The sequence below is a fragment of the Oceanibium sediminis genome, assembly GCF_003265325.1.
Lineage (GTDB): Bacteria > Pseudomonadota > Alphaproteobacteria > Rhodobacterales > Rhodobacteraceae > Halovulum > Halovulum sediminis.
On the sequence record NZ_QGNX01000002.1, the window covers coordinates 161,393 to 174,456 of the forward strand.

General features: G+C 67.0%; 13 protein-coding genes. 9 read left to right on the forward strand and 4 right to left on the reverse strand.

What is annotated here, in order from left to right; translation table 11 throughout:
* Window positions 1-177 precede the first annotated feature (177 nt).
* Together gatB and DJ029_RS06215 are read left to right on the forward strand one after the other, a co-directional pair.
* Window positions 178-1,689, forward strand: coding sequence for an Asp-tRNA(Asn)/Glu-tRNA(Gln) amidotransferase subunit GatB (gene gatB, locus DJ029_RS06210; RefSeq protein WP_112321497.1), 1,512 nt, complete (start codon window positions 178-180; stop codon window positions 1,687-1,689).
* A 175-nt stretch (window positions 1,690-1,864) separates the two neighbouring features.
* The gene (locus DJ029_RS06215) at window positions 1,865-2,212 is read left to right on the forward strand and encodes a DUF4177 domain-containing protein (RefSeq protein WP_112321498.1); all 348 of its coding nucleotides are present in this window, start codon (window positions 1,865-1,867) and stop codon (window positions 2,210-2,212) included.
* 49 nt (window positions 2,213-2,261) lie between these two features.
* Here the strand turns inward: DJ029_RS06215 and DJ029_RS06220 are convergent, their stop codons facing one another.
* The gene (locus DJ029_RS06220) at window positions 2,262-2,522 is read right to left on the reverse strand and encodes a BolA family protein (protein ID WP_112321499.1); all 261 of its coding nucleotides are present in this window, start codon (window positions 2,520-2,522) and stop codon (window positions 2,262-2,264) included.
* A gap of 137 nt (window positions 2,523-2,659) precedes the next feature.
* Between DJ029_RS06220 and DJ029_RS06225 the strand changes: the two genes are divergently transcribed.
* The gene (locus DJ029_RS06225) at window positions 2,660-3,301 is read left to right on the forward strand and encodes a J domain-containing protein (protein WP_112321500.1); all 642 of its coding nucleotides are present in this window, start codon (window positions 2,660-2,662) and stop codon (window positions 3,299-3,301) included.
* Between the two features lie 6 nt (window positions 3,302-3,307).
* Here the strand turns inward: DJ029_RS06225 and DJ029_RS06230 are convergent, their stop codons facing one another.
* Window positions 3,308-4,000 (reverse strand): RraA family protein, encoded by a 693-nt coding sequence (locus tag DJ029_RS06230; RefSeq protein ID WP_112321501.1) that lies wholly within the window; start codon window positions 3,998-4,000, stop codon window positions 3,308-3,310.
* Between the two features lie 250 nt (window positions 4,001-4,250).
* Between DJ029_RS06230 and cobS the strand changes: the two genes are divergently transcribed.
* The 6 genes from cobS (at window position 4,251) to DJ029_RS06260 (ending at window position 10,654) form a co-directional block, all read left to right on the forward strand.
* Complete coding sequence (gene cobS / locus DJ029_RS06235) at window positions 4,251-5,237, forward strand: cobaltochelatase subunit CobS (RefSeq protein ID WP_112321502.1); 987 nt, start codon at window positions 4,251-4,253, stop codon at window positions 5,235-5,237.
* Window positions 5,238-5,350: 113 nt separating this feature from the next.
* Window positions 5,351-6,025 carry an aquaporin gene (locus DJ029_RS06240; RefSeq protein WP_112321503.1) on the forward strand — a complete coding sequence of 225 codons (675 nt, stop codon included), beginning with the start codon at window positions 5,351-5,353 and terminating at the stop codon, window positions 6,023-6,025.
* 62 nt (window positions 6,026-6,087) lie between these two features.
* Complete coding sequence (gene arsC, locus DJ029_RS06245; protein WP_112321504.1) at window positions 6,088-6,453, forward strand: arsenate reductase (glutaredoxin); 366 nt, start codon at window positions 6,088-6,090, stop codon at window positions 6,451-6,453.
* Window positions 6,454-6,515: 62 nt separating this feature from the next.
* Window positions 6,516-8,432, forward strand: a complete 1,917-nt coding sequence (gene cobT, locus DJ029_RS06250; RefSeq protein ID WP_112321989.1) for a cobaltochelatase subunit CobT — start codon at window positions 6,516-6,518, stop codon at window positions 8,430-8,432.
* Window positions 8,432-10,234 carry an aminopeptidase P family protein gene (locus tag DJ029_RS06255; RefSeq protein ID WP_112321505.1) on the forward strand — a complete coding sequence of 601 codons (1,803 nt, stop codon included), beginning with the start codon at window positions 8,432-8,434 and terminating at the stop codon, window positions 10,232-10,234. The genes cobT and DJ029_RS06255 overlap by 1 nt, the downstream gene beginning before the upstream one ends.
* A 72-nt stretch (window positions 10,235-10,306) precedes the next feature.
* Complete coding sequence (locus DJ029_RS06260; protein WP_112321506.1) at window positions 10,307-10,654, forward strand: DUF427 domain-containing protein; 348 nt, start codon at window positions 10,307-10,309, stop codon at window positions 10,652-10,654.
* Window positions 10,655-10,790: 136 nt separating this feature from the next.
* On the opposite strand, the gene DJ029_RS06265 is transcribed toward DJ029_RS06260, so the two are convergent.
* Window positions 10,791-12,476 carry a chloride channel protein gene (locus tag DJ029_RS06265; protein ID WP_112321507.1) on the reverse strand — a complete coding sequence of 562 codons (1,686 nt, stop codon included), beginning with the start codon at window positions 12,474-12,476 and terminating at the stop codon, window positions 10,791-10,793.
* Between the two features lie 9 nt (window positions 12,477-12,485).
* On the reverse strand, window positions 12,486-13,004 hold the full coding sequence (locus tag DJ029_RS06270; protein ID WP_112321508.1) for a thioesterase family protein: 519 nt from the start codon (window positions 13,002-13,004) through the stop codon (window positions 12,486-12,488).
* Window positions 13,005-13,064: the final 60 nt, after the last annotated feature.

Consider the following 13,064-nt stretch of genomic DNA (forward strand, 5'->3'; position numbering starts at 1 on the left):
GACGGGCTGGTCCCGGCCGGTGCATTGGGGCGCCGTGCCGGGGCCACGCAGTATCCTGACCTCTCCCCCCACCGGCACAAGCGGTAACGACAGGCGGCGCGCCCGCGTACCCCCTTCCCCTTGCCGCGCCTCTCCGCTAAACCCCCGGCCAGACCGCCGCATGTTGGAGAGTTGCCCATGACCGCCCTCACCTATTCCGAGCCCAAGCCCAAAGTCATCGCGGGGGCGCGCGACGATTGGGAAATCGTGATCGGGATGGAGGTGCATGCCCAGGTGAAGTCCACCGCCAAGCTGTTCTCCGGCGCGTCCACCCAATTCGGGGCGGAACCCAACACCAATGTCGCGCTGGTCGACGCGGCCATGCCCGGCATGCTGCCCGTCATCAACGAATACTGCGTCGAGCAGGCCGTGCGCACGGGCCTTGGCCTGAAGGCGGACATCAACCTGTTCAGCCAGTTCGATCGCAAGAACTACTTCTACCCCGACCTGCCGCAGGGCTATCAGATCTCCCAGCTCTACCACCCCATCGTGGGTGAGGGTGAGGTGATCGTGGACATGGAGCCCGGCGTCGCGCGCAAGGTGCGGATCGAGCGGATCCACCTGGAGCAGGACGCGGGCAAGTCGATCCACGACATGGATCCGACCATGTCCTTCGTCGACCTCAACCGCACCGGCGTGGCGCTGATGGAAATCGTCTCGCGCCCCGATATCCGTGGGCCTGAGGAAGCAGCGGAATACCTGCGCAAGCTGCGCCAGATCCTGCGCTACCTCGGCACCTGTGATGGGAACATGCAGGAAGGCTCGATGCGCGCGGACGTGAACGTGTCGGTCTGCCGCCCCGGCGATTACGAGAAATACCAGGCAACGCAGAACTTCTCGCACCTCGGCACAAGGTGTGAGATCAAGAACATGAACTCCATGCGGTTCATCCAGCAGGCTATCGAGTACGAGGCGCGGCGCCAGATCGCCATCCTGGAAGACGGCGGCACGGTCGACCAGGAAACCCGCCTGTACGACGCGAACAAGGGCGAAACCCGCTCCATGCGTTCCAAGGAAGAAGCGCATGACTACCGCTATTTCCCCGATCCCGACCTGCTGCCGTTGACCATCGAGCAGGCCTGGGTGGACCAGATCAAGGCCAGCCTGCCCGAACTGCCCGATGAAAAGAAGGCACGCTTCGTGCTCGACTACGGCATGACCGAATATGACGCCAGCGTCCTGACGGCGGAAACCGCCAACGCCACCTTCTTCGAGGAAGTGGCGAAGGGGCGCGACGGCAAGCAGGCCGCGAACTGGGTCATCAACGAACTGTTCGGCCGCCTGAACAAGGAAGGCCACGGGATCGCCGACAGCCCGATCTCGGCCGCGCAACTGGGCGGCGTGATCGACCTGATCGCCAAGGGCGACATTTCCGGCAAGATCGCCAAGGACCTGTTCGAGATCCTCTGGACCGAAGGCGGCGACCCGGCGGAGATCGTCGAATCCCGCGGCATGAAGCAGGTCACCGACACCGGCGCGATCGAGGCCGAGCTCGACAAGATCATCGCCGACAATCCCGCTCAGGTCGAAAAAGCCAAGGACAACCCCAAGCTTGCGGGCTGGTTCGTCGGCCAGGTGATGAAGGCCACCGGGGGCAAGGCCAACCCGAAGGCCGTGAACGACCTGGTGGCAAGCAAGCTCGGCCAGTAAGGCCCCGATCAGCCGCGCGGCGCACCAGTGCCGCGCGCGCCAGGCCCCTCTCCAGGGCCCCGAGGCGAAAACCTGCTGCCGGGGCCGGCCCATTGCCCCACGCATCCCCGCGGCTGTTCCCCTAGCCGTGCAATCGTGTATCTTGCGGGTCCGATTCCAACGCCAAGGTTCGCCCATGCAAAACTTTGAATACCGCATCATCCCCGCCCCTCGCCGCGCCAAGCGGGCCAAGGGCGCGCGGACCCCGTCAGACCGCTATGCGCGCACCCTCACCGACCTGGTCAACGCCGAGGCCGCCGAGGGCTGGGAATACCTGCGCGCCGATACGCTGCCGGTGGATGAAAAGCAGGGCATGCTGAGTTCCGCGAAAGAGGTTTTCCAGACCGTCCTGGTGTTCCGTCGCGAAAGATCGGCCAGCGCGCCGGCCAAGGGCGCGTCGGCCTCCGTCCGCCCGATCCGCGCCGAGCCGGGCGCGCCCTCGCCCGCGATGCCGCTCGGCCCCGCCGCCCGGACCGAGGACTGAGCGCGCCCCGTCCGCCATGCGCGGACCATGGTGCGCTGATCAGGCGGCCCTAGGGCGCCGCCACGTCCAGGGCAAGCGCGTGAACCGGTCCGGCCATCTCCTCTGAGAGGACCTTCATCACCATGCGCTGGCGCGCCACACGGCCCTGCCCGGCAAAGGCGGCGGCGCGGATCTTCACGTTGAAATGGGTCTGCACGCCCTCGCGGAACCCGCCGTGGCCACGATGGCTTTCGCTGTCGTCCACCACCTCAAGCAGGGTCGGCGCGAAGGCATCACGGAGTTTTTGTTCAATAATCTCAGCGGTGGTCATGGCTTGCCTCAACTTGGTCGAAAACCGCCCTTGGCGCGGCTCTCAGAACCATTAAACTGTTGCCCTCGACTCGGAAACCCCGGACGCAGACACAGAACAAACCAGGGTCAGGCCCGACGTCAGGAAGGAGCAGGTTCATGAAGCGCAAATCGCCGTTCGAATTCGATATCTCGGTCTCGGCCGACAAGAAGCGCCGCGCACGCGCGCGCGGCATGAGCGGCGCTGTCGAAAGCTCCAGCCGCGTTTGCGAACATCCCGGCTGCGACAATGCGGGCAAGTACCGCGCCCCGAAGTCGCCCGACAACCTGGACGAATTTCACTGGTTCTGCCTCGACCACGTGCGCGCCTACAACCTGAAATGGAACTTCTTCGAGAACCACTCCGAGGCGGAGCTCGAAAAGCAATTCGCCGCCGACCGCGTCTGGGAACGCCCCACGAAACCCTTCAAGAACGGCACCGAGGGCCACCCCGAGGGCCGCGCCTGGCAGCGCTTCGGCTTTGACGACCCGCTGGAGGTTCTGGGCGACAAGGGCACGCAGAACGGCGCAGGTACGGCACAGCTGAACCAACGCCGCCTGCCCGCGACCGAGCGCAAGGCGCTGACCATCCTCGACGCGCCCGACACCTCCACCAAGGCGGAACTGCGCAAGGCCTACAAGGCCCTGGTCAAGGTGCTGCACCCTGACATGAACGGCGGCAAGCGCGACGACGAGGACCGCCTGGCCGAGGTCGTCTGGGCCTGGGACCAGGTCAAGGACAGCCGCAGCTTCAAGGACTGAGGGCGCTCAGACCTCTCGCACCTGGTCCGAGGCGAGCAGATCGGCAATCGCCCCGGGCAGGGTCAGCCCGTCCGCCACCTTCGCGTCCAGCGCCTCCTCAAGTGCGGCAATTTCGCAGAGGCGCGCGATCACCGTGTCAATCAGCGCAAAAGGCACGACGACGACGCCATCTGCGTCCGCAACGATCATGTCGCCGCTCGCAACCGGATGCCCGCCAACGGTGACCGGCTGTCCGATCGTTCCCGGCCCCTTGGAAAAAGGCGAGTTCGGGCTGAGCCCCTGACAGAACAGCGGCAAGCCGACATCCTGAATCCCCACCAGGTCCCGCGCCAGCCCATCCGTGACAATCCCGGCGGCGCCCGCGTTGCGCGCCATGCCGCACACCCTGTCGCCCAGAGTCGCGCACCCCAGCCAAGGCCCGGTCGCATGAACGATGACATCCCCCGCCTGTACCTGCGACAGCGCGCCCATAAGCGCCAGCAGATCCGCCGGCCCGCTGTCACAGGTCAGCGCCGGCCCCACCAGCCGTGCGGCGAGTCCGGGCAGCGGTTTGATACGGTAGTCGAGCGCGCCGCTCCCGCCCATCGCATCCGCGACGAACCCCGTCGGCACCTCGCGAAACGCATCGATCTGTTCCACGGTGGGGCGATTGCGCCGCCCCCGCGGCAGGATGCTCAGAAGGGGTGGTTCCTCGATCATACAAAATCCTCGCTGCAAAGGAAGCCAAAGTTCACCTTGCCGCCGACCCGGTCAAGCCCCCCTTCCAAAGTCTGCAAATATCCCGGGGAGCACGAGGGGCTGGCCCGTCGTTCGGCGCCTCCCAGCCGGCGCACGATCAGCTCCAAACACGCCCCCCGCCCCGCCCATGTATTGCAACCCGGGCGGATTTCGTCCAAAGACGGGCAGGCTGGCGCTGCGCGCGCGGGCGCGACAGATGAGGAGCCGAACGATGGCGGATGGTGCGATGGAATTGCCGAGCAAACCCGACGTGGACATGAACGTGGCCGAAGTCTTCGGCATTGACGTGTCGATGACCATCAAGGGCTTCACCGAAGGCTCCGACCGGGTGCCCGAGATCGACCCCGCCTATCGCTTCGACCGCGATACTACCCTCGCGATCCTTGCGGGCTTCGCGCACAACCGCAGGGTCATGATCCAGGGCTATCACGGCACCGGCAAATCGACCCATATCGAGCAGGTCGCCGCGCGTCTGAACTGGCCCTGCGTGCGCGTGAACCTCGACAGTCACATCTCCAGGATCGACCTGATCGGCAAGGATGCGATCAAGCTGAAGGACGGCGTGCAGATCACCGAGTTCCAGGAAGGCATCCTGCCCTGGGCGCTGCGCAACCCGGTCGCCATCGTCTTCGACGAGTACGACGCCGGGCGCCCGGACGTGATGTTCGTGATCCAGCGCGTGCTGGAGGTGGACGGCAAGCTGACGCTTCTGGACCAGAACAAGGTGATCCACCCGCACCCCTCGTTCCGCCTGTTCGCCACGGCCAACACCGTCGGCCTCGGCGACACGACCGGGCTTTACCACGGCACCCAACAGATCAACCAGGGCCAGATGGACCGCTGGTCGCTAGTCGCCACGCTGAACTACCTGCCCCATGATGACGAGGCGGCGATCGTGCTGGCCAAGAACCCCGGTTACGAGACCGATCAGGGCCGCAAGGTGGTCAGCCAGATGGTGACCGTCGCCGACCTGACGCGTACAGCCTTCATGAACGGCGACCTGTCCACCGTGATGAGCCCGCGAACCGTCATCGCCTGGGCCCAGAACGCAGAGATATTCGGTGATGTCGGCTTCGCGTTCCGCCTGACCTTCCTGAACAAATGCGACGAGTTGGAGCGCGAGACGGTGGCCGAGTTCTACCAGCGCTGCTTTGACGAGGAACTGCCCGAAAGCGCGGCGAGCGTCAGCCTCGGCTAAGGGGCGCAAGACGCGCCCAGTCATCAAGATGTAAGGCGCGCCCAGTCATCAAAGCGTCATGGAAATGCGCCATAGGGACGGCCCACGTCCCTATCCCGCGAGTCGCCTGCCCCATGACCTACACCCTGAACCGTCGCCTGGTCGCCGAAGCCCTTGGCACCGCCTTCCTGGTGTGCACCGTCGTCGGTTCCGGCATCATGGCGGAAACCCTGACCGATGACGTGGCGCTGGCGCTCCTTGGCAACACGCTGCCGACCGGCGCGATCCTGATCGTGCTGATCACCATGCTCGGGCCGCTGTCCGGGGCGCATTTCAACCCCGCCGTCACCCTGGCCTTCACCCTGCGCGGCGAACACCCCCGCGTCGAGGCGGCGCCCTATGTCGCCGCGCAGATCGCGGGCGGCATTTTTGGCACGCTCGCCGCGCATGCGATGTTCGACATCTCGATCCTGCAGGCCGGGCAGACCGTGCGCAGCGGGCCGCCTCAATGGTTCGCCGAGGTCGTGGCGACCTTCGGCCTGGTCGGCATGATCCTGGCGGTGCTGCGCTTCCAGGCCAGCGCCGTGGCCTGGTGTGTGGGGCTCTATATCACGGCGGCCTACTGGTTCACCGCCTCCACCTCTTTCGCCAATCCCGCCGTGGCCATCTCCCGCGCGCTGACGGACACGTTCTCGGGCATCCGGCCCGTCGACGTGCCCGGTTTCATCGCCGCCCAGCTGATCGGCGCGGCGCTTGCGGTCATGGTCGTCGGCTGGCTGTTGCACGACGAGGCGGCGCAGCGCCCTTGAACTGCCCGGCCCCGAGGGCGTAAAAATCCCCTGCAATGAAGTTCCCCAAAATGAGCCCCAAAATGAGCGTCGTCATCTATCACAACCCCGATTGCGGCACGTCGCGCAAGGTCGTGCAACTAGCTAAAGAGGCCGGCGCCGATCCCGTGGTGATCGAGTATCGCAAGACCGGATGGACCCGCGCGCAACTGCTGGGCCTGTTCGCCGCCGCGGACCTGACGCCGCGCGATGCGCTGCGCGTCAAGAACTCCCCGGCCGAAGAAATGGGCCTGACCGCGCCGGACATCAGCGACGACGCGCTGCTCGACGCCATGGTCGCGCATCCGATCCTGGTCAACCGGCCCATCGTCTGCACCCCCCGAGGCGTGCGGCTTTGCCGCCCGGCGGACAGCGTGATCCCCCTGCTTCCTGACGCCCCCAAAGGCTGAGTCGGGACGCGGGCGGCGCATTGCCCCTTGCCAAACCGGGCGTGATGGCCGATTTCTGCCCCATGGCAGCTTCATCCAAACCCGTGCGTGGCGCGAACCAGTTTCAGCCCGGCAAGGCCCCGGACAACCCGGCCGAGCCGTTCAAGAAGGCACTGGCCGAAGCCACGAAGACGATCGCCAACGATCCAGACCTGGCGGTCAGCTTTTCGGTCGACCCTCCGGGTCTGACCAATGACGCGGCGCGCCTGCCACAGGTCAGCCGCCGCATGACCCGCGACGAGGTGATGCTCGCCCGTGGCACGGCCGATGCCTACGCCCTGCGCCGCCGGTTCCACAACAACGCCACCCACCGCCGCTACGAGCCCACCGGGGACGTGGCGCGCGCGCTTTACGAGGCGATGGAAACCGCCCGATGCGAGGCCGTGGGCGCGCGCGCCATGCCCGGCACCGCCGGTAATATCGACGCCAAGATCGCCGAGGAATGCCGCCGCAAGGGCTACGCCCAGATCAAGGCCGCCTCCGACGCCCCCCTGTCCGAGGCCGCGGGGTTCCTTGTCCGCCACCTCGCCACCGGCCGGCCCCTGCCGCCGGGCGCGGAAAACGTGATGGAACTCTGGCGCGGCTTCCTCGAGTCCGAGGCGGGCGCGCAGTTCGAACGCGTGGGCGAGTTGCTTGACGACCAGCGCGCCTTTTCCAAGCTGACCCGAGAGGTGATCCGCGATCTCGGCTACGGCGACCAGCTGGGCGACGACCCGGACATGGAAGACGACAGCGAGGACGGCGGAGAGCCCGAGGCAGAGGACCAGGTCGACGACCAGTCCGATCCCGGCTCCGAGCAGGACGACAACGAGGAGTCCGCCGACAGCCAGCAGCAGGACCAGGACACCGAAACCCTGGACAGCCAGACCGCCGACGTCTCGCTCGAGGAAAACGAAGACGCCGAGATGGCCGAAGATGTGGAGGCCGAGGACGGCGAACCCCCGATGGAGCCGCCGCCCCCCGCGCCCTATTCCGACGCGGACCCGAACTACACCGTCTTCGACACCCGATACGACGAGGAAATCCTCGCCGAGGACCTGGCCGACCCGGCCGAGCTTGAGCGGCTGCGCGCCTATCTCGACCAGCAGCTCGAGCCGCTGAAAGGCGCGGTCAGCCGCCTCGCCAACCGGCTTCAGCGCCGGCTTCAGGCGCAGCAGAACCGCAGCTGGAATTTCGACCTGGAGGAAGGCATCCTCGACGCGGGCCGCCTGGCGCGGGTGATCGCGAACCCGACGACGCCGCTGTCCTTCAAGCAGGAAAGCGATACCGAGTTCCGCGACACGGTGGTGACGCTGCTGCTGGACAACTCCGGCTCCATGCGTGGCCGCCCGATTTCCATCGCGGCGATCTGCGCCGACGTCATGGCCCGCACGCTGGAACGCTGCCAGGTCAAATGCGAGATCCTGGGCTTCACCACCCGCGCCTGGAAGGGCGGCCAAAGCCGCGAACGCTGGCTGGCCGAGGGGCGCCCGCCCCTGCCCGGCCGCCTGAACGACCTGCGCCACATCATCTACAAGGGGGCCGACGCGCCGTGGCGGCGCGCGCGCCCGAACCTCGGGCTGATGATGAAGGAAGGTCTGCTGAAGGAAAACATCGACGGCGAGGCGCTGGAATGGGCGCACAAACGCATGGTGCACCGCCCCGAGCAGCGCAAGATCCTGATGGTGATCTCGGACGGGGCGCCGGTGGACGACAGCACCCTGTCGGTGAACCCGGCCAGCTTCCTGGAAAAGCACCTGCGCGACGTGATCTCCATGATCGAGAAACGCCGCGCGGTGGAGCTTATCGCCATCGGCATCGGCCATGACGTGACGCGCTACTACCAACGCGCCGTGACGATCACCGACGTCGAGCAGCTTGCCGGCGCGATGACCGAGCAGCTCGCCTCGCTGTTCGACAACGACCCCCGCTCCAAGCGGCGCCGAGGGCGCGCCGCCTGATGTTCCAGCAGTTCGAGACGCTTGGCGCACCGGAAAACGGCCCGCCGCGAGTCGCCGCCCTGCGCGCCGCCATGCAAGAGGCGGGCGTGCAGGGCTTCCTCGTCCCGCGCGCGGACGCGCACCAGGGCGAATACGTCGCCCCCCATGACGCCCGCCTTGCCTGGCTGACGGGCTTCACCGGCTCCGCGGGTTCGGCGGTGGTGCTGGAAAGCACTGCCGCGCTATTCGTCGACGGGCGCTACACGCTGCAAGCCGGGCAGCAGGTGGATACCTCCGTCCTGGAACTGCGCAACATCCCGAAGGAAACGGTCGGGGACTACGTGGCCGGGCAGCTTTCCCGCGGCCAGTCCATCGGCTTCGACCCATGGCTTCATACCGAGCGTGAGATCGCCACGTTGCGCGAGCGTCTGGACAAGGCGGGTATCGCGCTGGTGCCGACGGAAAACCTGGTGGACGCGGCCTGGAGCAACCAGCCGCCCCCGCCCATGGGCCCGGCAACCATCCACCCCGAGGTTCTGGCCGGGCGCAGCGCGGCCGAAAAGCTCGGCGCGCTGGCGGCGGACCTGGATGGCGACGGGATCGGGGCAGTGGTCCTGACCTTGCCGGATTCGATCAGCTGGCTGCTGAACATGCGCGGCACAGATATCGAGCGTAACCCGGTAGTCCACGCTTTCGCGATCCTGAATGCCGACGCCTCGCTCGACCTGTTCATCGCGCCCGCCAAGGTCAACGACGCCCTTCGCGACCACCTCGGCCCGCAGGTGCGCCTGCACCCGCCCGAGGCGTTCGGCCCCGCCCTCGAAGCGCTCAGCGGCAAGGTCGGGCTCGACAAGGCCAGCGCGCCTGTCTGGGTCGGCGAGCGTCTGCGCGCGGGCGCGGCGGACATCACTTGGATGCGCGACCCCTGCATCCTGCCCAAGGCCTGCAAGACCGAGGCAGAGCTTGCAGGCGCGCGCAGCGCCCACCTGCGCGACGCGGCGGCGATGATCGAATTCCTCGCCTGGCTCGACGAACAGGCGCCGAAGGGCACCCTCACCGAGATCGACGTCGTCAAGGCGCTCGAAGCCAAACGGCGCGCGACGAACGCGCTGCGCGACATCAGCTTTGAAACCATCAGCGGCGCGGGCCCGAACGGCGCAATCGTCCACTACCGGGTGAGCGAGGACAGCAATCGCACCATCGCCCCGGGCGAGCTGCTGCTGGTGGATAGCGGCGGCCAGTACGGCGACGGCACGACCGACATCACCCGCACCATCGCCACCGGCCCGGCCCCCGAGGGCGCGGTCCGCGCCTTCACCCTGGTCCTGAAGGGCTTGATCAACCTCTCCCGCCAGCGCTGGCCAGAAGGGCTCGCGGGCCGCGACCTCGACGCCATCGCGCGCGCGGCCCTCTGGAACGCAGGGTTCGACTACGACCATGGCACCGGGCACGGCGTCGGTGCCTACCTCAGCGTCCACGAAGGCCCGCAGAACCTGTCCCGCCGCGGCGAGGAGCCGCTGAAGCCGGGCATGATCCTGTCCATCGAACCGGGCTACTACCGGACAGGCGCCTACGGCATCCGGATCGAGAACCTCGTGGCCGTCACCGCGCCGGACACGCCCGCGGAGGGTGACCGCGCGATGCTGGGCTTTGAAACGCTGACCCATGTTCCCATTGACGTGCGCCTGATCGATGCCGCATTGTTGAGCGGCGATGAGCGGGACTGGCTCAACGCCTATCACGCCCATGTCGCGGCGTTGATCGCGCCATCGCTTTCCGCCCCCGCCGCAGATTGGCTGGACCGGGCCACCCGTCCGCTCTGAGGGCCGCGCCGTATCCGTGTGATCAAACCGACACGATACGCCGCTACGATGTGAAATCAGAAGGAGGCCACGATGCCGACGAAGACCCTATCCGTGACCGCCGCAAACGGCACCTGGGTGATCCGCGCCGCGGGCGCCGTCATTGGTGAAAGCTCCAATGCCCTGCTGCTCGAAGAAGAGGGACGGCCGGCGATCATCTACTTCCCGCGCAGTGACGTCGAAATGGCGTTCCTGGACGCCTCGGACAAGACCAGCGTCAGCCCGGACAAGGGCACGGCGCGCTACTTCTCCATCGCGGCGAAAAGCGGCACGATCAAGGACGCCGCTTGGTCCTACGAGGACCCCGCCGAAGCCGTCGCCCGCGTCAAGGACCACCTGGCCTTCCACGCCAGCGACAAGGTCGCCGTCGAACAACTCTGACCGCCCCCTTCCAAAGTCCCAAAATATCCCGGGGAGCGCGAGGGGCTGGCCCCTCGCTCCCGCCGCGGCCCCAAGCGCCAAAGTCAAAGTCAAAGTCAAAGTCAGCGCACCCGACCCCGGCCCGGACCAGGAACGCTCAGGAATGCTCCTCCCGCGCCAACGCCGCAAGGGCGCGGTTGTAGGCCTTCAACGCCTCCACGTGCGTGACCGTCCCGATCAGCTCCGGCGGCCCGGATCCGTCCCCCGGGTCGGCAACCGGCAACACCTCCAGCCCCGGCGCTCTGTCGAACATCGGCAGCGCCTGCTCCAGCGTATCCGAGGGGCGCAACCAGCTGCCCTGGGCGATCAGCTCTTCCGCCTGGGCCGCGGGCATCCCACTGTCCGCCGTCTGGGGCTGCATCAGCCGCCCGACAGAGATGGTCGCCATCAGGTAACGCTGCGGCCCGGCGGCCATGTGCACGCCCCGGCGCTCGATCTGGTTGAGGAAGAAACTGCGCTCGACCAGCCGCGAACTCAGCGCCGAGGACAGGGACACCGTGACCATCACCGCGATTCCCGCCTGCCAGTCGCCGGTCATCTCGAAAACGATCAGCGTGGTGGAAATCGGCGCGCCCAGCACTGCCGCCGCGACACCACCCATCCCCGCGATGGCATAAAGTCCGACGGTCCCGGACACCGCCGGGAACATCGATGTCGCCACGATCCCGAAGGCAAGCCCGGTCAGCGCCCCCAGCATCAGCGAGGGTGAGAAGACGCCGCCCCCCATGCGCCCGGCCATGGTGATCGCGACCGCGATCACCTTGATGATGGCAAAGACCACCGCCTGCCACAGGAACAACCCTTCGGTCAGCGCGCGCGACGTCGTCTCGTATCCCACGCCGATGATATGGGGAAAGAACACCGCGATCATTCCCAAGAGGCCCCCCGCCACCGCCGGGCGCGCCCAGCGCGGCATCCGGGTGGCGGACTGGACGACATCGCCCAAATCCTCGGCCGCGAAGATCGACCACATCATCAGCGCCGCCACGAGGCCGCAAACCAGCCCGAGGATCATGAACGCCGGAAGCTCGACGTAGAACGCCAGCGTGTGAACCGGCAGAACGAATTCCGTCACGTTGCCCACGAACAGGCGCGACACAACCGTCCCCGCGACCGAGGCGATGACGATCGGCGCGAAGGCGGTGATCGCGAAATGCCGCAGGATCACCTCCAGCGCGAACAGCGCCCCGGCGATCGGTGCGTTGAACGAGGCGGACACTGCCGCCGCCACCGCGCAGCCCATCAGCTCGCGCCCGGTCACCCCGTCCGCGTGCAACAGCCGCGCCACGTAGCTTGAGATCAGGCCCCCGATATGCACCACCGGCCCCTCGCGCCCGGTCGAGCCGCCTGTGGACAGCGTGATGAGCGACGCGAAGGTGGAGGCAAGGCCGAAGCGCGTATCCACCCGGCCATCCTGCAGGGCCGCGCCCTCGATCACATGGGCGACGGTGCGCGCGTGCCCGTCCGGGGTGAAGAAATGCAGGATCAACCCGACCACCAGGCCGCCGAGGATCGGGATGGTCACCACCCAGCCCCAGTGCAGCGTGGCCAGCTGGCTGGCCAGCATCACGTCGCTCGCCCCGTAGATGTTTTCCTGCAACCACACGATGCCAAGGCGGAACGCCACCGCGGCCAACCCGGCGGCGACGCCGATCATCAGCGCGATCAGCCAGAACTGCACCGCATCTGGGCCGCGATGGCGCACCGTGCGCATCCCCTCGGCGCAGAGGTCGCGGCCGCTGGTGTATTTACGCCTGATCAGATCCGTGACCTGCGAAGCCATGATCCCGCCCTATTTCCTAACGGTCAGCCCGATGGGCCGACCGGCCTGTTCGGGACGCGGCAGGGCCGCATGATCCGCAGCCATACGCGTCATACGCGCGACAGCCCAGTCCGGATAGGCGGCCGCGCGGCGCTTTTCGTGGTCAACGTTAAGCAATACCACCTCTTGCGTGGCGCAGAGTGCCTCGTCCCGGTTGCGGATCATGGACAGGAACAGGTGCATCCGCTTCCTGTCCGCCGCCAGGAGCAGCAGGCGGACGTGGAACGCCTCGCCCTCCAGCAGTTCCGCAAGGTAGTGCACATGGGCCTGAAGCACGTAGGGCCCCTGCCCCCGCGCCTTGACCCAGGTTTCGCCGATGCCGAGCCAGTCCTCCAGGAAGGAGTCGAGCGCGCGATCGAAGGCCAGCGTGTAATAGGCCACGTTCATGTGGCCGTTGTAGTCGATCCACGCCGCCTCGACCTGCTGCGAGGGCAGGACTATGGGCGCTGGATAGGGTCCGTCGACGCCATTCTGACCCGATACGTTCATCTGCCCGTTGCCTTTCCCCGCTGTCGCGTTACGGTCCGCCGGTGAACCTGACGGAAGGGG

Excerpts from the sequence above, each read along its gene's own strand:
- gatB (WP_112321497.1), top strand. The coding sequence starts at position 178 with ATGACCGCCCTCACCTATTCCGAGCCCAAGCCCAAAGTCATCGCGGGG.
- DJ029_RS06215 (WP_112321498.1), top strand. The coding sequence starts at position 1,865 with ATGCAAAACTTTGAATACCGCATCATCCCCGCCCCTCGCCGCGCCAAG.
- DJ029_RS06220 (WP_112321499.1), bottom strand. The coding sequence starts at position 2,522 with ATGACCACCGCTGAGATTATTGAACAAAAACTCCGTGATGCCTTCGCG.
- DJ029_RS06225 (WP_112321500.1), top strand. The coding sequence starts at position 2,660 with ATGAAGCGCAAATCGCCGTTCGAATTCGATATCTCGGTCTCGGCCGAC.
- DJ029_RS06230 (WP_112321501.1), bottom strand. The coding sequence starts at position 4,000 with ATGATCGAGGAACCACCCCTTCTGAGCATCCTGCCGCGGGGGCGGCGC.
- cobS (WP_112321502.1), top strand. The coding sequence starts at position 4,251 with ATGGCGGATGGTGCGATGGAATTGCCGAGCAAACCCGACGTGGACATG.
- DJ029_RS06240 (WP_112321503.1), top strand. The coding sequence starts at position 5,351 with ATGACCTACACCCTGAACCGTCGCCTGGTCGCCGAAGCCCTTGGCACC.
- arsC (WP_112321504.1), top strand. The coding sequence starts at position 6,088 with ATGAGCGTCGTCATCTATCACAACCCCGATTGCGGCACGTCGCGCAAG.
- cobT (WP_112321989.1), top strand. The coding sequence starts at position 6,516 with ATGGCAGCTTCATCCAAACCCGTGCGTGGCGCGAACCAGTTTCAGCCC.
- DJ029_RS06255 (WP_112321505.1), top strand. The coding sequence starts at position 8,432 with ATGTTCCAGCAGTTCGAGACGCTTGGCGCACCGGAAAACGGCCCGCCG.
- DJ029_RS06260 (WP_112321506.1), top strand. The coding sequence starts at position 10,307 with ATGCCGACGAAGACCCTATCCGTGACCGCCGCAAACGGCACCTGGGTG.
- DJ029_RS06265 (WP_112321507.1), bottom strand. The coding sequence starts at position 12,476 with ATGGCTTCGCAGGTCACGGATCTGATCAGGCGTAAATACACCAGCGGC.
- DJ029_RS06270 (WP_112321508.1), bottom strand. The coding sequence starts at position 13,004 with ATGAACGTATCGGGTCAGAATGGCGTCGACGGACCCTATCCAGCGCCC.